At 68.9% G+C, this 22123-nt stretch carries 21 protein-coding genes and 1 pseudogene; 9 read left to right on the plus strand and 13 right to left on the minus strand.

All coding sequences use genetic code 11. The annotated features are described in order from the left end of the window. Positions 1–125 precede the first annotated feature (125 nt). Complete coding sequence (locus tag C4B68_RS14480) at positions 126–449, minus strand: putative quinol monooxygenase (RefSeq protein ID WP_099499610.1); 324 nt, start codon at positions 447–449, stop codon at positions 126–128. Positions 450–587: 138 nt separating this feature from the next. Continuing rightward, positions 588–1898 carry an Nramp family divalent metal transporter gene (locus C4B68_RS14485; RefSeq protein WP_099499609.1) on the minus strand — a complete coding sequence of 437 codons (1311 nt, stop codon included), beginning with the start codon at positions 1896–1898 and terminating at the stop codon, positions 588–590. Between the two features lie 306 nt (positions 1899–2204). On the opposite strand from C4B68_RS14485, the gene C4B68_RS14490 reads away from it, so the two are divergent. After that, a complete protein-coding gene (locus C4B68_RS14490) occupies positions 2205–3560 on the plus strand; it encodes a M14 family metallopeptidase (RefSeq protein ID WP_099499608.1) in 1356 nt (451 codons plus the stop codon). A gap of 24 nt (positions 3561–3584) precedes the next feature. On the opposite strand, the gene C4B68_RS41865 is transcribed toward C4B68_RS14490, so the two are convergent. The 3 genes and pseudogenes from C4B68_RS41865 to C4B68_RS44715 form a co-directional block, all read right to left on the minus strand. Beyond that, a complete protein-coding gene (locus C4B68_RS41865; protein WP_167459090.1) occupies positions 3585–4220 on the minus strand; it encodes a hypothetical protein in 636 nt (211 codons plus the stop codon). Positions 4221–4303: 83 nt separating this feature from the next. Next, positions 4304–4708: a RidA family protein gene (locus C4B68_RS14500; protein WP_099499607.1), complete on the minus strand. Its 405-nt coding sequence runs from the start codon at positions 4706–4708 to the stop codon at positions 4304–4306. Further along, a pseudogene (locus C4B68_RS44715) lies at positions 4705–5115 on the minus strand (hypothetical protein); the annotation flags it as partial. The pseudogene C4B68_RS44715 and the gene C4B68_RS14500, both read right to left, overlap by 4 nt. Before the next feature lie 113 nt (positions 5116–5228). Here C4B68_RS44715 and C4B68_RS14515 point away from each other — a divergent pair. Then, on the plus strand, positions 5229–6506 hold the full coding sequence (locus C4B68_RS14515; protein WP_099499606.1) for an amino acid deaminase: 1278 nt from the start codon (positions 5229–5231) through the stop codon (positions 6504–6506). A 17-nt stretch (positions 6507–6523) separates the two neighbouring features. Then, positions 6524–8149, plus strand: coding sequence for an N-acyl-D-amino-acid deacylase family protein (locus C4B68_RS14520; protein ID WP_099499605.1), 1626 nt, complete (start codon positions 6524–6526; stop codon positions 8147–8149). A gap of 21 nt (positions 8150–8170) precedes the next feature. On the opposite strand, the gene C4B68_RS14525 is transcribed toward C4B68_RS14520, so the two are convergent. Beyond that, on the minus strand, positions 8171–9097 hold the full coding sequence (locus tag C4B68_RS14525) for a S1 family peptidase (protein WP_099499604.1): 927 nt from the start codon (positions 9095–9097) through the stop codon (positions 8171–8173). Between the two features lie 180 nt (positions 9098–9277). Next, positions 9278–10036 (minus strand): hypothetical protein, encoded by a 759-nt coding sequence (locus C4B68_RS14530; RefSeq protein ID WP_143674262.1) that lies wholly within the window; start codon positions 10034–10036, stop codon positions 9278–9280. A 126-nt stretch (positions 10037–10162) separates the two neighbouring features. Between C4B68_RS14530 and C4B68_RS14535 the strand changes: the two genes are divergently transcribed. The 5 genes from C4B68_RS14535 to C4B68_RS14555 all read left to right on the plus strand — a co-directional run bounded on the left by C4B68_RS14535 (position 10163) and on the right by C4B68_RS14555 (position 14802). Beyond that, positions 10163–11374: a pyridoxal phosphate-dependent aminotransferase gene (locus tag C4B68_RS14535; RefSeq protein ID WP_099499602.1), complete on the plus strand. Its 1212-nt coding sequence runs from the start codon at positions 10163–10165 to the stop codon at positions 11372–11374. Between the two features lie 104 nt (positions 11375–11478). Then, the gene (locus C4B68_RS14540; RefSeq protein ID WP_099499601.1) at positions 11479–11892 is read left to right on the plus strand and encodes an SCO4983 family protein; all 414 of its coding nucleotides are present in this window, start codon (positions 11479–11481) and stop codon (positions 11890–11892) included. Between the two features lie 248 nt (positions 11893–12140). Then, positions 12141–12695 (plus strand): tetratricopeptide repeat protein, encoded by a 555-nt coding sequence (locus tag C4B68_RS14545; RefSeq protein WP_143674260.1) that lies wholly within the window; start codon positions 12141–12143, stop codon positions 12693–12695. 52 nt (positions 12696–12747) lie between these two features. Beyond that, entirely contained in the window at positions 12748–14022 is a 1275-nt protein-coding gene (locus C4B68_RS14550; protein ID WP_099499599.1) for a glycosyltransferase, read from the plus strand. Between the two features lie 249 nt (positions 14023–14271). Further along, positions 14272–14802 (plus strand): tetratricopeptide repeat protein, encoded by a 531-nt coding sequence (locus tag C4B68_RS14555; protein WP_167459091.1) that lies wholly within the window; start codon positions 14272–14274, stop codon positions 14800–14802. Between the two features lie 68 nt (positions 14803–14870). Here the strand turns inward: C4B68_RS14555 and rfbD are convergent, their stop codons facing one another. The 5 genes from rfbD to rfbA all read right to left on the minus strand — a co-directional run bounded on the left by rfbD (position 14871) and on the right by rfbA (position 19548). Further along, positions 14871–15782: a dTDP-4-dehydrorhamnose reductase gene (gene rfbD, locus C4B68_RS14560; RefSeq protein ID WP_099499597.1), complete on the minus strand. Its 912-nt coding sequence runs from the start codon at positions 15780–15782 to the stop codon at positions 14871–14873. Next, positions 15779–16753 carry a dTDP-glucose 4,6-dehydratase gene (rfbB, locus tag C4B68_RS14565; RefSeq protein WP_099499596.1) on the minus strand — a complete coding sequence of 325 codons (975 nt, stop codon included), beginning with the start codon at positions 16751–16753 and terminating at the stop codon, positions 15779–15781. The genes rfbD and rfbB overlap by 4 nt, the downstream gene beginning before the upstream one ends. Before the next feature lie 276 nt (positions 16754–17029). Continuing rightward, on the minus strand, positions 17030–17710 hold the full coding sequence (locus tag C4B68_RS41075) for a hypothetical protein (RefSeq protein WP_218963931.1): 681 nt from the start codon (positions 17708–17710) through the stop codon (positions 17030–17032). A gap of 230 nt (positions 17711–17940) precedes the next feature. Next, positions 17941–18585 (minus strand): dTDP-4-dehydrorhamnose 3,5-epimerase family protein, encoded by a 645-nt coding sequence (locus tag C4B68_RS14575; RefSeq protein WP_099499595.1) that lies wholly within the window; start codon positions 18583–18585, stop codon positions 17941–17943. Between the two features lie 30 nt (positions 18586–18615). Further along, positions 18616–19548, minus strand: coding sequence for a glucose-1-phosphate thymidylyltransferase RfbA (rfbA, locus tag C4B68_RS14580; protein ID WP_099499594.1), 933 nt, complete (start codon positions 19546–19548; stop codon positions 18616–18618). 137 nt (positions 19549–19685) lie between these two features. Between rfbA and C4B68_RS14585 the strand changes: the two genes are divergently transcribed. After that, a complete protein-coding gene (locus tag C4B68_RS14585) occupies positions 19686–20966 on the plus strand; it encodes a glycosyltransferase 87 family protein (protein ID WP_099499593.1) in 1281 nt (426 codons plus the stop codon). 95 nt (positions 20967–21061) lie between these two features. On the opposite strand, the gene C4B68_RS14590 is transcribed toward C4B68_RS14585, so the two are convergent. Then, positions 21062–22108, minus strand: a complete 1047-nt coding sequence (locus tag C4B68_RS14590) for a glycosyltransferase family 2 protein (RefSeq protein WP_099499592.1) — start codon at positions 22106–22108, stop codon at positions 21062–21064. Positions 22109–22123 lie beyond the last annotated feature (15 nt).

Consider the following 22123-nt stretch of genomic DNA (forward strand, 5'->3'; position numbering starts at 1 on the left):
GGGCTGAGAGATGGTCGGGGCATGTGGGGGCGCCGCAGCACGGGTCGGCGTCACGCCAGGAAGTCAACGCAGCGCCGCGGTCGCTGCGTCGGCCCCAGTGCGCCCCGCCCGTACGGCGCGTGTGATCAGCGCAGCGTGGCCTTGTCGGCCGTGCCGTAGCCGAGCGGGTTGAGGAAGCGGATCTCGGGCTCGGCGGCGAGCAGTTCTCCCACCCGGCCCATGGCTTCGGCGAGGTAGGGGGCCTGGCTGTGCTCGTCGACGGCCTGCTGCGAGGCCCACCTCTCGACGAGAACCATGGTGAGCGGATCGGCGGCGTCCTCATGTGCGGCGAACGTGAGGCAGCCCGCGTCCTCGTGGGTTCGCGCGACCAACGACTCGATGACCTTCCGGGCTTCGTCCGCCCGGTCCTCGCGCAGGCGAAGGGTACTGATCACAACCACAGATTCCATTGCTGATGCTCCTTGGTACGCGCGCCGGCAGGCCCGGCGCGCTGCCACTGAAGCACGCAACCAGCTAGGGCGGAAGATCCGTTATCACCTGGTGAAAACCGCCCGGAATCACCTGGTGGGAATCGCCCGACCGGCTTGTCAGAAGAACTCCGACCACGGCTGGTCCCAGATCTGTTTCACGCACAGGATCAGGAAGAGGAGTCCGGCGACGGCCAGCATGACGTTGCTCAGCACGCCGTTGCGCCATTCTCTCGGCGTACGGGAGGAGTTGAGCAGCCAGATCAGCGTGCCCGCCAGGAAGGGGAGGAAGGCCGCGCCCAGGACGCCGTACAGGATGATCAGGCGGAAGGGCTGGCCCTGGAAGAGCAGGACAATGGGCGGGAAGGTCAGCCACAGGAGATACGCACGGAACGGCCACGACTTCTCCCGCTCGCCGGAGGCGACTTCCTCGCCCGTCGTCGCCGCGCGCTTGCGGTAGCGCTCCACGAAGTCCGCGAACATCAGGCTGACGCCGTGCCAGACGCCGATCAGTGACGTGAAGGACGTCGCGAAGAAGCCGATGAGGAAGAACTTGGCGGTCGCCGTGCCGTACTCCGCCTCCAGGATGTCGCCTAGCTGGATCAGGCCCTTGTCGCCGCTCGCGATGGCCACGTTGGCGGAGTGCAGCAGCTCCGCGCCGACGAAGAGCATGGAGACCACGAAGATGCCCGTCGTGGCGTACGCGACCCGGTTGTCGAACCGCATCACCTTCATCCAGCTCGTGTTCGTCCAGCCCTTCGCGTTGACCCAATAGCCGTACGCGGCGAGGGTGATGGTGCCGCCGACGCCGCCGATCAGGCCGAGGGTGTTGAGGATCGAGTCCTTCTCGTCAGGGAGGACGGGGAGCAGGCCGGCGAAGGCGTCGCCGAGGTTCGGGGTGACGCGGATCGCCAGGTAGACGGTGACCACGAACATCACGCCCACCAGCACGGTCATGACCTTCTCGAAGACCGCGTACTTGTTGAACCAGACGAAGACCAGGCCCACGAGCCCGCACGCGATGCCCCACCACTTCAGGTCCATCACGTCGGGGAACAGCGCCTGCAGCGGCAGCGCGCTCGACGACATCGCCGCCGCGCCGTAGACGAAGCCCCAGACGACCGCGTAGACGACGAAGAAGTACGTCGTCCAACGGCCGAGGCTCGCCCAGCCGTCGAAGAGGGTGCGGCCGGTGGACAGATGCCAGCGGCCCGCCGCCTCGGCCAGCGAGATCTTGACCAGACAGCCGATGACGGCCGCCCAGAGCAGGGTGTAGCCGAAATTGCTGCCCGCGATGAGCGTCGCGACGAGGTCTCCCGCGCCGACACCGGTCGCCGCGACGACGATGCCGGGGCCGATGTACTTCCAACTGGACTTGCGGGGGCGGGAGATGTCCTCCCCTGGCGCTGACTTCCCAGTGATCTCCGTCATGGCAATCAAGGAAGCGTAAAGGGCACGGCGGCACAAGGGGGCGTACCGCGAAGGAATGGCGTGAGAAATCGGCCGGTGGCAGGCGACCGGCGGGAGGTCGGTGATCGGCCGCCGGCCGGCCGGTGATCGGCCGGTTTCCGCCATCAACCCCTCCACTGCCTTGACCTGGTCATGCCACACGCCCACCATGAGCGCCACATCCGCACCCCGTACGTCGCAGAGAAGCACCCCCCAGCTCCACTCCCCACATCCGGAGACCCCGGAGATCCCGGAACTCCGGAACCCCTGGAGAAACAAGGAGATTTCATGCGACTTCGCATACGCGGCTCAGGCGCCCGAGGCGGCAGACGCACCGCCGCCCTGGCCGCCCTGGCGGCCTTCGCGCTCGCGGCTCCCCTCGCCGCCACGGCGACCGACGCCACCGCGACCAGCGGCAAGCGCCCGGCGGCCTCGGCGGACGACATCCGCCAGTACGAGGTCCACATGCACTCGACCGTCAAGGACCGTACGGCGCTCCAGCAGGCGGGCGTGAGCGTTGACGAGGCCGACGACCACGGCGTCGTGATCTCGGGCCGCGCCGCCCAGATCGAGAAGCTGCGCGAACTCGGCTACGACGTCACCCCGTTGGGCGCGGTGCCCGACCCTTCGGCAGGCGAGGACGACGTACGGCTCCTCGACTTCCCGTCGGCCGACTCGAGGTACCACAACTACACGGAGATGACGAACGAGATCAGCTCCGTCATCTCGGCCCACCCGGGCCTCGTGAGCCAGCGTGTCATCGGCACCTCGTACCAGGGCCGGAACATCGTGGCCCTCAAGGTCAGCGACAACGTCGCCACGGACGAGTCCGAGCCGGAGGTGCTGTTCACCCACCACCAGCACGCCCGCGAGCACCTCACCGTCGAGATGGCGCTCTACCTGCTGCGCGAGCTGACCTCCGACTACGGCACCGACTCCCGGGTCACCAGCATGGTGAACAACCGCGAGATCTGGATCGTCCCGGACGTCAACCCGGACGGCGGCGAGTACGACATCGCGACCGGCTCCTACCGCTCGTGGCGCAAGAACCGTCAGCCCAACAGCGGTTCGTCGTTCGTGGGCACCGACCTCAACCGCAACTGGAACTACCGCTGGGGCTGCTGCGGCGGTTCGTCCGGCTCGACGTCCTCGGAGACGTACCGCGGTCCGGCGGCCGAGTCGGCGCCCGAGGTGAAGGTCGTCGCCGACTTCGTGCGCAGCCGGGTCGTCGGCGGGACGCAGCAGATCAAGGCGGGCATCGACTTCCACACATACAGCGAACTGGTGTTGTGGCCCTTCGGGTACACCACCGCCGACACGACGACCGGGATGACGGCCGACGACCGCAACGCGTTCGCCACCGTCGGCGGGAAGATGGCCGCGAGCAACGGCTACACGGCCGAGCAGTCCAGCGACCTGTACATCACCGACGGGTCGATCGACGACTGGCTGTGGGGCAACCAGAAGATCTTCGGGTACACCTTCGAGATGTACCCGAGGTCCAGCTCCGGCGGCGGCTTCTACCCGCCCGACGAGGTCATCGAGCGGGAGACGTCACGCAACCGGGACGCGGTGCTGCAACTGCTGGAGAACGCGGACTGTATGTACCGGTCCATCGGCAAGGAGGCGCAGTACTGCGGCTGATGCCGCCGAGCCCGCCCTGGACGCCTACTCCTGGAAGTAGGCGTCCAGGACCTCGTCCAGCCGCGTCTCCCACTCCTTGAAGCGCGCCCGGGCCGTCGCCTCGATCTCGATCGGGTACCAGCGGTGGTCCGGCGTGTGCACCGTGACCGTGAACCGCTTGCCGAAGCGGGGCGACTCCGTCTCCACGGCCCCGATCTCGTCCCAGCGGAACTCCGCCTCCTGGTCGTCCAGTCGCAGATGTACGCCGCTGTGGTCGGCCTTGATCGAGGCGCGCCGGTCGGAGGCCTCGAAGACGGGACCGTCGGGGTCGGGGTCGGCGTCGGGCTCGGGGTCTGCCCCGGCCTCGGGCTCGGGCTCGGGCTCGGGCTCGGCCTCGGGCTCGGCCTCGGGCTCGGCCTCGGGCTCGGGCTCGGCCTCGGCGTCAGACTCGGCTTCGGCCTCGAACTCGGCCTCGGCTTCGGTGTCTTCGAGAGCCTCGCCCTCGGAGACCGTTTCCTCCGTCGTGGCCTCCTCGGCCTTCTCGGCCTCCTCGACGACCTCGTCCTTCGGCTCCGCGTCCTTCGGCACGGCGGGCACGGGTGACGTAAGCCCGGGGATGTGCGCCGGGTTCACGGCGGCGGCGTCCAGGGGCTGGCTCTTCGAACCTATGCGCTGCTCCACAGCGGGCAGTATGGTCGAGGATCCTGTGGCGGACACAGCCAGCCCCTACTTAGCTGCACGGCTGTTATACGAACCACGAACAATCAGCCGAGTACCGCCAAGGCGTCAATCTCGACGAGAAGCCTCTTCGGCAGCCCGACGTACACCGTGGTCCGAGCAGGTGGCGCCTCAGTAAGGCCCGCGAAGTACTGGTCGTAGGTCTCGTTGAACTCGGCGAAGTGGGCGGTATCCGTGAGGTAGACGCGGATCATCATCGCGTCGTCCCAGGTGGCGCCGCCCTCTTCGAGGACCGCCTGGACGTTGGCGAGGGTCTGGAGGGTCTGCTCGCGCAGGGTCGGGCCCGCGGGCGTCGGGGGTTTGCCCTCCTCGGCCGGGAGGAAGCCGACCTGGCCGGCGACCTGGAGGATGTTCCCCTTCTTCACGCCGTGCGAGAACTTGGCGGGCGGGGTGGTGTGGGTCTTGGGGGTGAGAGCGATCTTGTCTGTCATGAACTGGCTTCCTTCGTGGGGGGTGTTCCGGAGAAGTCACCGCTGATGGCGTCCACGGTACGGCGCACCGGCGGGAGGACGGTGAGGAGTTCGTCGGCGGTGACGACGACGTTCGGGACGGAGCCGCAAGCCCCCGCGGAGCAGGGCAGGGAGAGACGAATCGCCGTCAGGGCGGTTCGTCGTCTGTCCCCGGTGGTGGGGGTGGCCTCCGGCAGATGCAGTGTCTCGGCGTTGGGGGAGCGCCGGTCCGCGGTGTGCCCGCACTGCTCGTTGAAGCGTACGAGGTGGGGGTGGGCGACCTCGCGGATGTCCAGTTTTTCGACGGCCTCTTGGGCGAGGGCGAAGAGGCGGGCGCCGAGGCGGTGGCGCTGGTCGGACTGGCGGTAGACGAGGCCGTGCTCGCGCAGTCGGCCTCCTGGTGACGGCGTACGTACCTCCGCGATCCCCGATACTAAACAGCGGGATGCGAATTACGGAGCGCGTACTGCAGATTGCGCAACACGTCACTTGGGAGCCTCGCATGACCACCAACAAGACCCTCGAAGCGCTCTCGCATCTCGCCGGGGAACGCGTCGACCACCGTTTCAAGGGCCTCCCCCCGGATGCCGACGGCCTGACCGTCCGCGAGCTGGCCGCCCAGCGCCGCAACCTCTTCACGGACGGCTTCACCACCCCCGTCCTCGCCCTCTCCGCCGAGCGCCTGACGCACAACCTCGAACTCATGGAGGCGTACGCCGCCCGCCACGGCCTCGCCTTCGCCCCGCACGGCAAGACCTCGATGGCCCCGCAGCTGTTCTGGAAGCAGATCGAGCACGGCGCCTGGGGCATCACGCTCGCGGTGCCGCACCAGGTGCGCGTGGCCAGGGAGTTCGGCATCGACCGGATCTTCCTCGCGAACGAGCTCGTCGACGCGGCGGCTCTGCGCTGGATCGCCGCCGAGCTGACAGCGGACGAGAACTTCCGCTTCATCTGCTACGTCGACTCCGTACGCGGGGTGGAACTGATGGACGCGGCGCTCCGGGGCACGTCCCGCCCCCTCGACGTCGTCGTCGAACTCGCCGCCGGTGAGGGCGCCCGCACCGGCGTCCGTACAGAGGCGGAGTGCGCGGCGGTCGCGGACGCGGTGGCCGCGACGGCGTCGCTCCGTCTGGTCGGCGTGGCGGGCTACGAGGGCGAGGTCCCGCAGGCGGACCCGGAGCGCGTGCACGCGTGGCTGCGCCGGCTGACCGCGCTGGCGGCGGAGTTCGACGGGGCCGGGCGCTTCAAGGGTCTCGACGAGATCGTCGTCAGCGCGGGCGGCAGTGCCTGGTTCGACGCGGTGGCCGACGTGTTCGCGGAGATCCCCGAACTGAGCTCCCCTGTCCTGAAGTTGCTGCGCTCGGGCGCCTACGTCTCGCACGACGACGGCCACTACCGCAAGCTGACGCCCTTCACCCGCGTCCCGGAGGAGGGCGCCCTGCACCCCGCCTTCCGCCTCTGGGCCCAGGTCGTCTCCCGCCCCTCCGCCGAGCAGGCCTTCGCCAACGCGGGCAAGCGGGACGCGGCGTACGACCTGGACCTGCCGTTCGCCCAGGTCGTACGCCGGGACGGCACCGAGCGCCCGGCCACCGGCATCGAGGTCACCGCCCTCTCCGACCAGCACGCCTGGCTGCGTACGGCCCCCGAGGCGGACCTCGCGGTCGGCGACTGGCTCGGCATGGGCCTCTCCCACCCCTGCACGTCCTTCGACAAGTGGCAGCTGATTCCGCTGGTGGAGGCGGACGGCACGGTCGTCGACTACATCCGTACGTACTTCTGAGCTGCCAAGGAGCACCCGTGGAAGACCTCGTCATCCGTGACGCGGACGTCATAGACGGCAGCGGCACCCCCTCGTACCGCGCCGACGTCGTCGTGGACGGCGGCAGGATCGTCTCGATCGTCCAGGAGGCCGCGGCGGCCGGCTGTCAACGTCCCGTCGCACGCCGGGTCCTTGACGCCGAAGGACTCGCCCTCGCCCCCGGTTTCATCGACATGCACGCGCACAGCGATCTCGCGCTGCTCCGGGACCCGGACCACAGCGCGAAGGCGGCGCAGGGGGTGACCCTGGAGGTCATCGGCCAGGACGGGCTGTCGTACGCGCCGGTGGACGACCGTACGCTCGCCGAGGTCCGCAAGGCGATCACCGGCTGGAACGGCTCCGGCGACGACATCGACTTCACATGGCGGTCGGTCGGTGAGTACCTGGACCGCCTCGACCACGGCTTCGACGGCGAGGGCATCGCGGTCAACGCCGCCTACCTCATCCCGCAGGGGACGGTGCGCATGCTCGCCGTCGGCTGGGACGACCGCGAGGCGACACCCCAAGAGCTGGACCGTATGCGGCAGTTGGTCGCCGACGGGATGCGCGAGGGCGCCGTCGGCATGTCCTCCGGGCTGACATACACGCCCGGGATGTACGCCAAGGACGCCGAACTCACCGAACTGTGCAGGGTGGTGGCCGAGTACGGCGGCTACTACTGCCCGCACCACCGCTCGTACGGGGCGGGCGCCCTGGCGGCGTACGAGGAGATGGTGGCCCTCACCCGCGAGGCCGGCTGCCCGCTCCATCTGGCGCACGCCACCATGAACTTCGGCGTGAACAAGGGCAGGGCCCCCGACCTGCTCGCCCTCCTGGACAAGGCGCTGGCCCAGGGCGCCGACATCACCCTCGACACCTACCCGTACACCCCCGGCAGTACGACCCTCGCGGCGATGCTGCCGAGCTGGGCGAGCGAGGGCGGCCCGGAGGCGGTCCTCGCCCGGCTGAAGGACGACGCGACGGCCGAGCGGATCCGGCATCACATGGAGGTCATCGGCTCCGACGGCTGCCACGGCGTGCCCATCGAGTGGGACACGATCGAGATCTCGGGGGTCGGCGACCCGGCGCTGGCGTCCCATGTCGGCAGGACGGTCCGGCAGTCCGCCGACGAGCGCGGCGAGGCCCCCTGGGTCACCGCCCGCCGCCTCCTCGTCGACGACGGCCTCGGCTCGACGATCCTCCAGCACGTCGGCCACGAGGAGAACGTCCAGGCGATCATGCGGCACCCCGTGCACACGGGCGGCTCCGACGGCATCGCGCGGGGCGACAAGCCGCACCCGCGCGCGTACGGCACCTTCCCGCAGTATCTCGGCCGGTATGTACGGGAGTTGGGCGTGCTGTCTTTGGAGGAGTGCGTCGCCCATCTCACGGGCAGGCCCGCCGCCCGCCTGCGGCTGCCCGACCGCGGACTCGTCCGCGAGGGCTACCGCGCCGACGTGGTCCTCTTCGACCCGGCCACGGTCGCGGCGGGCTCGACCTTCGAGGCGCCGCGCACGCTGCCGGCCGGCATCCCGCATGTCCTCGTCGACGGCCGGTTCGTGATCGAGGACGGGCGCAGGACGGACGTACTGGCGGGGCGGGCGGTCCGCCGTACTCCCCGGTGACCGCCCGCCTCGGCACAGTCCTTACGGCTTGGGCAGGGTACAGCCGCTCGCGCTCAGGTCGAGCTTGTTGTCGATCCCGAAGCAGGCCGGGATCTGGTAGGTCTGCTGGGCGTAGTTGATGCCCTGGCGGACGGTGACGTTGCCGTCGGCGTCGACCTCGCACGGGTTGTTGTCGGTGCAGCGGCCGCCGTCCTCGTTGCCGGTGTTGTTGACGGCGACGACCTTGCCGGTGGCGTTGTCGATGACCGGCGAGCCCGAGGTGCCGCCGATGGTCTGGCAGGCGGAGGTGTAGCGGACCGAGTCCTTCCAGGTCCACTGGCCTTCCTTGAGGCGGTAGACGGAGCCGTCGACGTTGCAGGCGTAGGTCCGCTTCCAGTAACCGGAGACGACCGTGATCGCGGTACCGGCGACCGGGTGCGTGTCGTTCAGCGTGAGCGCGCTGATGCCGTACGAGCTCTTGATCTGCGCGTAGGTGGTGGTGAGCTGGTACAGGGAGACGTCCGTGTCGGTCATCGTCGCGTACGCGACCTTGCCGGCGCGCAGGGTGGCGACCCGGGTGCCGGCGGAGTTGAGCAGGCCGAAGGTGCGGCTGGAGGCCTGGTCGACGACGACCTCACCGGGCGCCGGGAAACCGGACTCCAGGCAGTGGCCGTTGGACATCACCAGCGCCGGGTCGTCGTCCTCCGAGTCCGGGAAACGGATGACGGAGCCGGAGCAGTTGCTGAGCGCGACGGTGCCGGCGAAGTCGACGGCCTGGGCCGACGGTCCGGTGAGCCGGGAGATGCTCGCCGTGGCGGACGTGACCACGTCGTTGACCACGGACGTGATCGCACCCGGTTCCGCGGCCGTGCCCGAGCCCGTGGCGGTCGGCTCGGCCGCGGCCGCGGGAGTCGCGCCGACCCCGGCTATCGCCAGGGCGCAGAGCGCGACGACCAGAGGTTTTCTCATGTGGGGGTCCCCTCTTGCGGCGAAGGCGACCGGAGATCTCCGGTCGCCGTAGCTTTGTCATGCGCATTGTGAACAGGCGCACGCGAGGGGTACAAGGAGTTGTTTCAGGCCGGGCCCCGTTTCAGGCCGGACGTCGCCGGATCTCCACGATCACCGCATGGGATCACCGCAAGACAGGGGCTACCTGGGGCCCTTGGTGCCGCCTGGCCCATGTCCTGGCTTGTCCCTCACCTGGCTCGGGGAGGAGGTGGCCGGGACGGGATCGGAGGTCGTCGTCGCGCCGGCGGTGGGGGACCCGCTCGAGCGGTCCTTCGGCTTCGTCCCGGCCGAGGCGGAGCCGCTCGCCGAGGGGGACGGGGCGGCGGACGCCGAGTCGGACGACTCCCCGCTGCCCGACGGGCCGCCGGTCCGCGCGGTGTCCGACGCCGAGGCCCCGTCCGATTCCGCGGGCGCCCCGGACTCCCCCGCCGTGGACCCCGTGCGGTCGTCCTTGTCCTGGGCCCCGGACGGCGAACCCGAGAAGGCGAACCCGGCGATCAGCGCGGCCGCCGAGACGGCACCCGCCGCTCCCGCGGCCACCACCACGCGGCGCGAGCGCCAGGGACTGGGCTTGCGCCGGGAACGCCCACCGGAGCCGTGCCGGCGCGCGTCCGCGCCGGCCCAGCCGGCACCCCGGCCCTCGCCGGGCTCACCGCCCGCACCGCCCGCACCGCTCTCACCACCCGCACCACCCGCACCGCCCGCACCGCTCGCGTCGGCGGCGACCGGAGGCAGTTCACGCGTCTCGTCGTACGCGTTCTCCCAGCCGTGGGCAGCCGCCGGATCGGCGTACTCGTCGTACGCCGGAGCCGGGGCAGCCTGCGGGTGGTACACGTTCGGCGGCTCCTGGGGCTCGTAAGCACCGTGCGCCCCGTTGCCGTCATGAGGTGGCATGGACATAGCGGCGGATTATAGAGACGGGAGGGGCCGGCGACACAGCGCGCGGCGATATCCACCCAAAACGCCGCGTCTCATGTGGTGGAAAGCACCACCCGTGCGGCGTTACCGCGCCGTAAGCTCCCTGACATGCAGGTGATCCAGTCGACGAAGCTCGCCAACGTCTGTTACGAGATCCGGGGCCCGGTGCTCGAGGAGGCGATGCGGCTGGAAGCCGCTGGGCACCGCATCCTCAAGCTGAACACCGGCAATCCGGCCGCCTTCGGCTTCGACTGCCCGCCCGAGATCCTGGAGGACATCCTCCGGAACGTGTCGTCGGCGCACGGTTACGGCGACGCGAAGGGCCTGCTGGCCGCACGCCGCGCCGTCGTCATGCACAACCAGACCCTCGGCATCGAGACGGACGTCGAGCACGTCTTCATCGGCAACGGCGTCTCCGAGCTGATCGTGATGGCCATGCAGGGCCTGCTGGACGACGGCGACGAGGTGCTGGTCCCCGCCCCGGACTACCCCCTGTGGACAGCCGCGGTGTCCCTGTCCGGCGGTACGGCCGTGCACTACCACTGCGACGAGCAGTCCGACTGGATGCCCGATCTCGCGGACGTGGAGCGGAAGGTCACCGACCGCACCAAGGCCATCGTGATCATCAACCCGAACAACCCGACGGGTGCGGTATACGACGAGGCGATGATCCGCGGGCTCACGGACATCGCCCGCCGGCACAACCTCCTCGTCTGCTCGGACGAGATCTACGACAAGATCCTGTACGACGGCGCCACGCACACGGCGACCGCCGCGGTGGCCCCCGACCTGCTCACCCTCACCTTCAACGGCATGTCGAAGGCGTACCGGGTGGCCGGTTACCGGGTCGGCTGGATGTCGATCTCGGGCCCGCGCGCGCACGCGGACTCGTACATCGAGGGCCTGACGATCCTCGCGAACATGCGCCTGTGCGCGAACATGCCGGGGCAGCACGGCGTGGTGGCGGCGCTCAGCGGCCGGCAGACGATCAACGACCTCGTCCTGCCCGGCGGACGGCTGAAGGAGCAGCGGGATGTGGCGTACGAGCTGCTGACGCAGATCCCGGGCGTGAGCTGTGTGAAGCCGAAGGGGGCGCTGTATCTCTTCCCGCGCCTCGACCCCAATGTGTTCAAGATCAAGGACGACCGGCAGATGGTGCTGGATCTTCTGCGCCGCGAGAAGATCATGGTCGTCCAGGGGACGGGCTTCAACTGGCCCCATTCCGACCACTTCCGGGTGGTCACGCTGCCGACGGTCGGGGACCTGACCGACGCGGTGACCCGGATCGGGAACTTCCTGGACGGCTACAGCCAGCCGTGACGCTCACGCTGCGTGCGCGGGCGCGGCGAGTTCCGCGACCGGGCTCAACTTTAGACGAAATCTAAGCTAGGATGGTTTCCTGTCAGAGCACAGGAGGCCGTCCCATGTACGAACCGATCCGCACCAAGTCGGTCCACACGATGGCCGGCACCGCCCCCTCGGACTTCCCCCACCGGTCGCGCGAAGAGGAGCTGGACATCCAGCTGGCCGGTCACCTCGCCGCGCTGCTCGCGGTCACGGACGAGATCCGCGCGCTCGCGCCGTCCGCCGACCTGGACACCGCCGCCGAGCGTCTCGCCGCGCAGGTGGCCCGGCTGCGGGGCGGGGTGCCGCCGGTGCGGGCGGCGGCCACGGACGAGCCGCACATCGCGGCCCTCCACCAGCGCGCGCACGCCCTCGCCGGACGCGCCCTCGTCGTCGCGGCATCCCGCGCCGACACCGCCGCCGCGATCCTGGCAGCCGAGCGCATGGACGCCCACGTATCCGCCGCCGAACCCCGCGAACTCGCGTCCCACTGAGCCCCACGGCGCCCCGCGAACGGCCCCGGTCCGCGCGCATCCGCAGCGACGTGCGGACCAGGCACCACTTTTTTGTGCACACGACGCGTACATTCGGGTGGACCGCGCGCCCTTAGTGCCCGCCAAACGGCGGCTGCATCACCACTGCCTCGTAACGTCGGTGGAAATGACGGTGGTTCGGACTCCGGCACGCCATCGTCCCTCACTATTCCACGAGATGTGACACAGTGAAACGTAGGCAATTGTTGGTGGGGCTCTTCGGTGTGGCTGTGGTTGCCACCGGAGTCACGTCGTGGGCGATTCATTCCTACTCGGCAGTGCCCCCGGATTCCAAGGCCCCGTCACCAGCGAAACAGAACCTGCAGGATGCCAATACGCTTTTGCAGGCCGGCATTCTGCAGCAGGAGCACCACGACTTCGAAGGGGCCGACCGTACCTACCGGCGAGTCCTGGAGCTGGACCCGCAGAACAAGTTCGCCTGGTACAACCTGGGAGTCATCGCGCATGAGGATGACAGGGTGGCCGATGCCCGTGCGGCCTACGACAAGGCCCTGAAGATCGATCCGGCGTTCCCGTCGGCTCTCTTCAACGAGGCGCTTCTGCTGGAGTCGAGCGATCCCGACCGGGCCGGCGGGCTCCTGAAGCGTGTCATTGCCGGCAATCCCAAGGCGGCCACGGCGCATCTGCGCCTCGGACGGATCTGGGCGCAGAAGAACCGTGACGACAAAGCCGCGGACGAGTTCCGTCGTGCGGTCGCGGCCGATCCCTCACTGCGTTCCCAAGTGCCGGAGGAATTCCGGTGATTCCTGACTCCTCAGTACCCTCACCGACATCGAGCCAAGCAGGGAGCAACAGATGACGTCGACGGCGACACCGAAGTTCTCCGTCTTCACCCCCAGCCACCGGCCCCGTTTCCTCGATGAGTGCCTGGCGACTCTGCAGGCGCAGACCTGTTCCGACTGGGAGTGGATCGTCCTGCTCAACAACGGCGCCCGGTGGCGGCCGGAGCGGCACGACGACAGGGTCCGCGTGGAGATCGCGGACGACGTCAAGGGCGTCGGAGCGGCGAAGCGCAGGGCCTGTGAACTGGCCCGCGGCGAGATCCTCGTGGAACTCGACCACGACGACCTGCTGGCGAAGGCGTGCCTGGCGGAGCTTAGCAAGGCGTTCGACGCGCATCCCGAGGCCGTCTTCGTCTACAGCAACACCGCGCAGATCACCGAGGACGGAAAGCGGGACGACAACCGTTTCGACGAGACGTTCGGCTGGCAGTACGAGGAGGTGAAGGTCGACGGCCGCAAGCTGCTGCAGGTCGTCTCCCTGGCGCCGACGCCGCACAACGTCGCCTACATCTGGTACGCGCCCAACCATGTGCGGGCGTTCCGCAAGGAGAGCTACGAGAAGGCCGGCGGGTACGACGCAGAGCTCACGGTCCTGGACGACCAGGACCTGATGTGCCGCCTCTTCCACGTCGGCGACTTCCACCACATCAACCGCTGCCTGTACCTCCAGCGGGTTCACTCCGGGAACACCCAGAGCGACCCGGAGATCAACGCGCACATCCAGCGCCGGACGGTCGCCCTGTACGACAAGTACATCGAGGCCAACGCCCTCGCCTGGACCTACCGGCGCGGACTGCTCGCGCTGGACCTCGGCGCGGCCCACCGGAAGCCGCCGGGCTACGTCGGCGTGGACCAGCGGCCGGGAGAGGGTGTCGACATCGTCGCGACCCTGCCGGGGAAGCTGGACCTGCCCGACGGCTCCGTCGGCCTGATGCGGGCGAGGGACTTCCTCGAGTACGTGCCCGCGAAGGTGCCGCTGATCAACGAGCTGTACCGGCTGCTGGCGCCCGGTGGCATGCTCCTCACCATGACGCCCAGCTCCGACGGCCGCGGCGCGTACCAGGACCCCACGCACGTCGCCTACTACAACGAGAACTCGTTCTGGTACTACACGGACGACCAGTACCGCACCTTCGTGCCGGACCTCGAGGCCCGGTTCCAGTCGTCGCGACTGGTCACCTACTTCCCGAGTGAGTTCCACTCCCAGAACGACATCTCGTACGTGGTCGCCAACCTCATCGCGATGAAGGACGGCACCGCGCGGTGCGGCGGAAAGCTCCTGGTCTAGACCCCGCGGAACAGCAGGCGCCCGGTGGACCGTGAGGTTCCGCCGGGCACCTGCTCTGTCATTCGGGTGGTTTGCACGCCCCAAGCGCCTGCCGAACGGCGGCGCCATCGGGGCGGCCTCGTAACGTCGGTGTCGGCCACCTGAGGTAAGACGTATCCATCCATCCTCTGCTATTCCATGAGATGTGACAAAATGACACGTAGGAGATTGTGGGCAGGGCTCGTAGCGACGGCGACGGTCGCCACCGGGGTGACCGTCTGGGCGCTTCAATCCCCGTCGTCCGTGCTGTCGGAATCCAAGTCCGCGTCCGTGACCCGGAACAGCAAGCCGGCAGAGGCACTCTTGCAGTCCGCACTTCAGCGCCAGACGCACCAGGATTCCCTTGGGGCTGCCCGGGACTACCGGCGTGTGCTGGAACTGGACCCCGAGAACAAGCTCGCCTGGTACGGCCTCGGCGCCATCGAGCAGCAGAACGGCAGGACGGCGGATGCCCGTGCAGCGTACGAGAAGGCTCTCGAGACCGATCCGAAATTCATGTCCGCGCTTTACAGCGAGGCGTTGCTGCTGAGGTCGAGCGATCCCGACCGGGCCATTGAGCTCTTGAAGCGTGCCGTTGCCGCCGATCCGAAGGCCACCGCGATCCAGGTGGAACTGGGTAACCTCCTGGCCGAGCAGCACCGCAAGGGCGAGGCCGAGGATGTGTTCCGTCATGCGGTCGCGGTCGACCACCAGATCCTTTCCCAAGTGCCGGAAGAGTTCCGGAGTTCCGTGAGCCGCTGAGTACCTGGCGGCGCGGACGACACCAGGGAAGGCGCCCTGCGGACCCATCTGGTTCCGCAGGGCGCCTTCTACCTGTGGCGGGCGCTCGCGCGCGCCGCGGCGGCCGACCCGGCGAACGCGGGTTCCTTGAGGGCGGCCACCAGCTGGTCGTCCCACGGGGGGAGGGGGGCGAGACCGGCCCGCAGCCAGTTGCCGTGGCCGAGGACACCGAAGGCCGGGCGGGCGGCCGGACGCGGGAACTTGTCCGAGCCGACCGGGCGGATCCGCTCGGGATCGAGGCCGCTGAGCCGGAAGGTCTCACGCGCCAGACCGCACCATGTGGTGCGGCCGGCCGCCGTGCCGTGGTAGATGCCGGCCGGTGCCTGTCCGGTCAGCGCGGCACTGCCGAGGGCGGCCAGCTGCCGGGCGAGCGCCCGGGACCATGTCGGCTGGCCGTGCTGGTCGGCCACCACGTCCAAGGTCTCGTGCCGGGACGCGAGTTCGAGCATGGTGGCCGCGAAGTTCGGGCCGTGCGCGCCGTAGAGCCAGGCGGTGCGCACGACGTAGCCGGTGCGCGGCAGCAGTTCGAGGACTGCCCGCTCCCCCGCCAGTTTGCTCCGCCCGTACGCGTTGACGGGCCCCGTCGGCGCGTCTTCGGGGTACGGCCGACGGCCGTCGCCCGGGAACACGTAGTCGGTGGAGATGTGGAGCAGGAGCGCGCCGCTGTCCGCGCAGGCGCGTGCGAGGTGGCGGACGCCCGTGCCGTTCACGGCTGTGGCCGCCGCCTCGGACCGCTCGGCGCCGTCGACGTCCGTCCAGGCGGCACAGTTGACGACCACTCGGTGGCCGGTGACGGCGGCGCGGACGGCTGTCGGGTCGGTGATGTCGAGCCTGTCTCGGCTCAGTCCCGTGACCTCGGCGTCCGGATCGCCGGCGAGCTCGGCCAGCACGTCCTGGCCGAGGAGCCCGCGTGCGCCGGTCACCAGCCAGCTGGTTGTCATCGCAGCTCGGCCCTCTCCTTGAGCGGCTCCCACCAGGAGCGGTGTGCGCGGTACCAGGCGACCGTGGCGGCCAGGCCCTCCGTGAAGGACACCTGCGGGGCGTAGCCGAGCTGCTCACGGATCTTGCTGTCGTCCAGCGAGTAGCGCAGGTCGTGGCCTTTGCGGTCGGCCACGTACTCGACCCGGTCCCAGCCGGCGCCGACCGCGTCCAGCAGCAGGCCGGTGAGCTTGTGGTTGCTCAGCTCGGTCCCGCCGCCGATGTGGTAAACCTCTCCGGCCCTTCCGCCCTTCAGGACCAGTTCGATGCCCTGGCAGTGGTCGGAGACGTGCAGCCAGTCGCGGATGTTGCGGCCGTCTCCGTACAGGGGGACCGTGTTCCCGTCGATCAGGTTGGTGATGAAGAGCGGGATGGCCTTCTCGGGGAACTGGTACGGCCCGTAGTTGTTGGTGCACCGGGTGACCACCACGTCGAGGCCGTGGGTGCGGTGGTAGGCGAGCGCCAGCAGGTCGGAGCCGGCTTTCGACGCGGAGTACGGGGAGTTCGGCGCCAAAGGCCACCCTTCGGTCCATGAGCCTTCGCTGATCGAGCCGTAGACCTCGTCGGTGGAGACGTGCACGAATCGGCCGACACCGTGCCGGCGGGCCGCGTCCAAAAGCACCTGCGTGCCCATCACATTGCTGCGAACGAACGGACCGGCCCCGTAGATCGACCGGTCCACGTGCGACTCGGCGGCGAAATGGACCACCGCGTCCTGGCCCGTCATCACCTGGTCGACCACGTCCGGCTCGCAGATGTCGCCCCGGACAAGGGTGTAGCCCGAATGTTCCGACACCGGTGCCAGATTGGCCTCGACCCCCGAGTAGGTGAGTTTGTCGAGGACGGTGATCCGCGCTGTCGGATCCGATTCCAGCCGTCGGCGGACGTATTCCGAACCGATGAATCCGGCGCCGCCGGTCACAAGGATGCGCATAGTTCTCCGAGTTTTCTTGCTGCCCGGCGTTCAGCACCGGGGGTGTGACTGGTCACCCAAGTATCTGCGCCACTTACGCTACTCAGGGCTGCAGCATCTCCCAGGCAGGCAGGACCGATTCACGCTGGTGTTGTCGATTACGAGCCGGCGCATTCCTCGATTCCGCGGGCGCGGGCAGAATGCGGACGGTGCCCGCCAGGCCGAAGCCTCGCGGGCACCGTCGTTCATTCCCAGGTAAAGCGGGCGGCCGGTACGGCACCGCCGCTCACATGGGAGTCACGGGCCAGGAACCGGGCTGCAGACCGCGAAGGCCTGGATGGTGCCAGTGCTCGGGAATTGGCCGGCGGCCTGCCATCCGTCGGTCGGGGAGCTCTTGAACGGGGTACTCCTAAGCGTCATGGAGACGACGTTGGGAGGGCCCTCGATGTATCCGCCGCCGGTGACGACATCGTTGCCGATGCAGAAGGCTTCCGACGAGACAGTGGTCCCGCCCAACCCGGAAACCACCTCGCCGGGCACGACGTAGGTGGAAATCGAGCCCACGCCCGACGCACCCTGGCTACCCTGCGCGCCCTGCGCGCCCTGGGCACCCTGCGCGCCCTGAGCACCCTGCGCGCCCTGAGCACCCTGCACGCCTGCGCCCGTTGCGCCCTGGGCACCCTGCGCGCCCTGAGCACCCTGGACACCCACACCGTTGGCGCCCTGCGCGCCCTGAGCGCCCTGAGCGCCCTGCGGACCCTGCGGACCCCGCGGACCCTGCGCGCCCTGCGGACCCCGCGCGCCCTGCGGACCCCGCTTGCCTTCCTTGCCCGGCTTGCCCTGGGCCCCCTGGGGGCCCCGGTCGCCCCGGTCGCCGCTCTTTTCTTTTTCACCGTACGAGCTGACAGTGGTGTCGACGCCCGACCTGTCGATCGCGTCGGCGATGGCCACCGAGCTCGGCGCAGCGTTGAGCACCACCGCGAGAGCGCCCGCCGACACCAGCGTGGCGGACCTCAGGCGTGAACTTCGAATCGTTCTACGGTTCAAGAGAACCTTCCTCAGGAACTGGGAGGGAATCAGGCCGCAAGCGCGCGCACCCGGTGCGCTTTATTCGCATGCGCGTCACGTCGCCTTTGGCTACGGACAAAGCCATTCTTAATCTCTCGGCAATCGAATGGTCACGGATCACGCCACGACTTGCGCGAGGATCACCCGTGCGGCCTCAGTGGACCTACATTCTCCGTGTCTTCCTCGCAGATTCCTTTGGCGAGCCCTCTGCGATACGCGGTGCAGCCCTCGAAGGAAGGCAGCAGACCTTGTCGCCCGGCTTCCTCCAGCGTGGGCGCAGTGGCGTCCTTGTCGGAAAGGTGCGGGGCGAGTTCCTCGGGCCAGGCGATGGCCAACTCGGGGTCGAGCGGGTTGATCCCGTGTTCGCGCTGCGGCGCGTATCCCTGTGAACAGAGGTATACGACGGTGGAATTGTCCTCCAGCGCCATGAAGGCGTGGCCCAGCCCTTCCGAGATGTACACGCAGCGGTGCGTCGTGTCGTCGAGTCTGACCGCCTCCCACCTCCCGAAGCTCGGAGAACCGGTGCGGATGTCGACCACCACGTCGAGGACGGCGCCGCTGACGCAAGTGACGTACTTGGCCTGGCCCGGTGGGACCGATGCGTAGTGGATGCCGCGGAGGGTGCCGATAACGGAGCGGGAGCAGTTGGCCTGCTCGAGTCGGAGCCCCTGGCCGATGGAATCACGAAACCCTTCACTCTTGAACCACTCGTGGAATCTGCCCCTGCCGTCCGCGAACACCTTGGGCGTGTCTACCCAGGCCCCTTCGATACCCAGTGGCTCCATGTGAATGCTCCTTTTCGCCGCACAGTCGGTTCAGGGCCGGCCCAGGGGTTCTTCGTGGCGCGATCCCCCGCCTCTCTGGGGCACGACGACATATCGGTAGTCCTCCAGCAGTCCCAGCAGATAGTGGCCGTACCCGCTCTTCAGCAGGGGCTGGGCCAGTTCCCGGAGCCGGTCGTCATCGATCAGGCCGGCACGCCACACCGCTTCCTCCACGCATCCGACCTTGAAGCCCTGGCGCTCCTCGATCACCCGGACGAACTCCGAAGCCTGCATCATGGAGGTGAAGGTCCCGGTGTCCAGCCAGGCGGTGCCGCGGTCCAGTCGCGTGACGTGCAGCGTCCCGGCCTCCAGATAGACCCGGTTGAGGTCGGAGATCTCCAACTCGCCCCGGGCGCTGGGCCGCAGACCGCGGGCGATGTCCACGACGTGATGGTCGTAGAAGTAGAGGCCGGGCACGGCGTAGCGGGACTTCGGCCGGGCCGGTTTCTCCTCGATGGACAGCGCCATGCCCGACTCGTCGAATTCCACCACGCCGTAGGCCGAGGGGTTGACGACCTGGTAGGCGAACACCCTGCCGCCCTTGAGGTCGTCGTCGTGGCGGGCCAACCGGGTGCCGAGGCCGCTCCCGTGGAAGATGTTGTCGCCCAGGATCAGGGCCACCGACTCGCTGCCGATGAAGTCGGCCCCCAGGAGGAAGGCCTGGGCGATGCCCTCCGGACGCTCCTGCGCCATGTACTCGAGCCGCAGGCCCAGTTGACTGCCGTCGCCGAGCAAGCGGCGGAACTGGTACTGGTCTTGAGGGGTGGTGATGATCAGGATCTCGTGGACACCGGCCATCACCAGCGTGGAAAGCGGGTAATAGATCATCGGTTTGTCGAAAACCGGCAGCAGTTGCTTCGACACAGAGTGGGTCAGTGGCCACAGTCGCGAGCCGGTGCCCCCGGCCAGGAGAATTCCTCGCATGGCAGCACCCTAGGCGAAATGCCCATAAACGCCGGTTTGTTACACGTCGCTAAGGGGTGTTTCGGACATACTGATCGCCGCCGCGCCCGGACGCCGTCCGCACGGCGCGATCGAGCGCGACCTGAACGGAGTCCGGAATGCCCGACACAGCCGCCGAGGCCCCCCGCCGGCACACCGCCGATTCGACCGTGCTGGCGCTGGCCGCATACACCACGGTGACGGTAGCCCTCCTGGTCCGTGTGCTTCTGCTGCCCGGCGAGTCGGGCGACTATGTCACCTTTCTCGAGCCCTGGTACTGGCACATCGTGAGCCACGGCGGGTTCCACGCTCTCGCTGACCCCAGCTTCTCGGACTACAACGTCCCCTACCTCTATCTGATGGCCGCGCTGACCTACCTGCCGCTGTCGTCGCTGGTGGGCATCAAGTGTGTCTCGATGCTGTTCGACCTGGCGCTGGCGTACTACGCCTTCCGCATGGTGTCCCTGTTGCGGCCCACGCACCGCTGGGCGGCCATCGGCGCGGCCGCGGTCGTACTCTTCCTGCCCACTGTCGTCACCAACAGCGGTTGGTGGGGGCAGTGCGACGCCGTCTACACGGCCTTCCTGGTCGGTGGGGTCCACTACGTGCTGCGCCACCGGCCGTGGTGGGCGTGCACGTTCTTCGGGATCGCGCTGGCGTTCAAGTTCCAGGCCGTTTTCCTCTTCCCCTTCCTGCTCGTACTGGTGCTGGTGGGACGGGTGCCGTGGCGGTGCCTGCTCGCCGTTCCCGCGGCGTACCTCGCACTCGCTGTCCCGGCCCTCGTGATCGGCGCCGACCCGGGGCGGCTGCTGACGGTCTACGCCCGGCAGACGGACACGTACCACTTCCTCACCGTCAACGCGCCGTCCGTCTACCAGTTCGTGTCGGTGCCAGGTGACCCCAACCCCGTGCGCAGCGCGGGCGTTCTGGTCGCGGGGGTGCTGGTGTCGCTCCTGATGGGGCTGGCGGTCTGGTCCCTGCGGCGCGGCCGACGCGGCGTGCCGGACTCCGGCCTTCGCGTGCCGGCACTCACGGACACCCGGATCGTGTTGCTGGCCACCTGCTCCGCGATCGTGGTGCCGTTCCTGCTGCCCTCGATGCACGAGCGGTACTTCTACGTCGCAGACGTGTTCACCGTGATGGCCGCGTTCCTGCGGCCCCGGCAGCTTTGGTACGTGCCGGTGCTGGTGCAGCTCGCCTCGTTCGGCAGTTACCTGGTGTGCGTTGCCCCGCGCGTGGCTCCGTATCTGTCGATGCCTGCGCACGGTGTGCTGATGCTGCTGGCGCTGATGGCCGTGCTCCGGACGACGGTCCACGAGTTCCGCCACGGACCCGAAGCACCGAGCATGCCCGGCCAGCCGGTCGCCGGCAGGACCACGTCCGAGCCGGCCCGGACGTAGCCCGGTAGCGGGAGTTCCCCCACTGCCGACGGCCCGGCGCGCCGACGTCGGCGCGCCGGGCCGTCGGCAGTGGGACCGAGCCTTTGCGGGACGGCCTAGCCGCCGACGGAATCCTGTCGGCTTCCCTGGCCGCGTCGTGGGCCCGGCCAGGCGACGCCCATCGCGGGGGCGGTCGCCGTGCCGGTGTCTTCGGCGACGTAGTAGGTCGGGCGTTGCTGGACGACGGTGTAGATGCGGCCAATGTACTCGCCGAGCACGCCCAGGCAGATGAGCTGGACGGCGCCGATGAAGAGAACGGCGATGATCAGGGAAGCCCAGCCGGGGGTGGTGTCGCCCGCCGCGTACACGGCCAGCGTGTACACGAGCGTGCCGAGGCAGACGAAGAAGGCGAGGGTGCCGAGCCAGGTGGCCAGGCGCAGCGGGGCGACGGAGAAGCTGATGATGCTGTCGACCGCCAGCAGGATCATCTTGCGCAGGGGGTACTTGGTCTGACCGGCGACGCGTTCGTCACGGTGGTAGGTGACCTCTCCGCTGGGGAAGCCGAACCAGGGCACCAGGAGCCGGTACACCTGCGGCTGGTCGGGCAGGGCCTTCAGGGCGTCGAGGGCGTTGCGCGACAGAAGGCGGAAGTCGCCGGCCTGGGCGGGGACGTGGTTGCCGACCAAGCGACGCATGAGCCAGTAGTAGGCCCCGGCGGTGCGGCGCTTGAAACCGGTGTCGGTGGATCGGTTGGCGCGTACTCCGTAGACGATGTCCAGGCGCCGGGAGCGGGCCAGGACGAGCATCTCAGGGATCTTCTCCGGGGGGTCCTGGAGATCGGCGTCGAGGCTCGCGGCGTAGCGACCGCGGGCGTGGTGCAGGCCGGCGGTCAGCGCTGCCTGGTGTCCACTGTTGCGGCGCAGTCGTACCATCCGCAGTTGGGGCCAGGTGGCCCGCAGCTCCAGCAGTAGCTCGGCCGTCCTGTCCGTGGAGCCGTCGTCCACCGCGACGACCTCGTACGGCTCGCCCGTGCCGTCCAGCACTGGCCGTAGCCGCCCCACCAGCGCCGGCAACGCCTCTTCCTCGTTGAACATCGGGATCACGACCGACAACTCAACCGCATACTCGATCCGGTCGGTCGGGTCGTGGAGCACATCAATCATTCGGAGATGCCAGCC

The organism is Streptomyces dengpaensis, from assembly GCF_002946835.1.
GTDB lineage: Bacteria > Actinomycetota > Actinomycetes > Streptomycetales > Streptomycetaceae > Streptomyces > Streptomyces dengpaensis.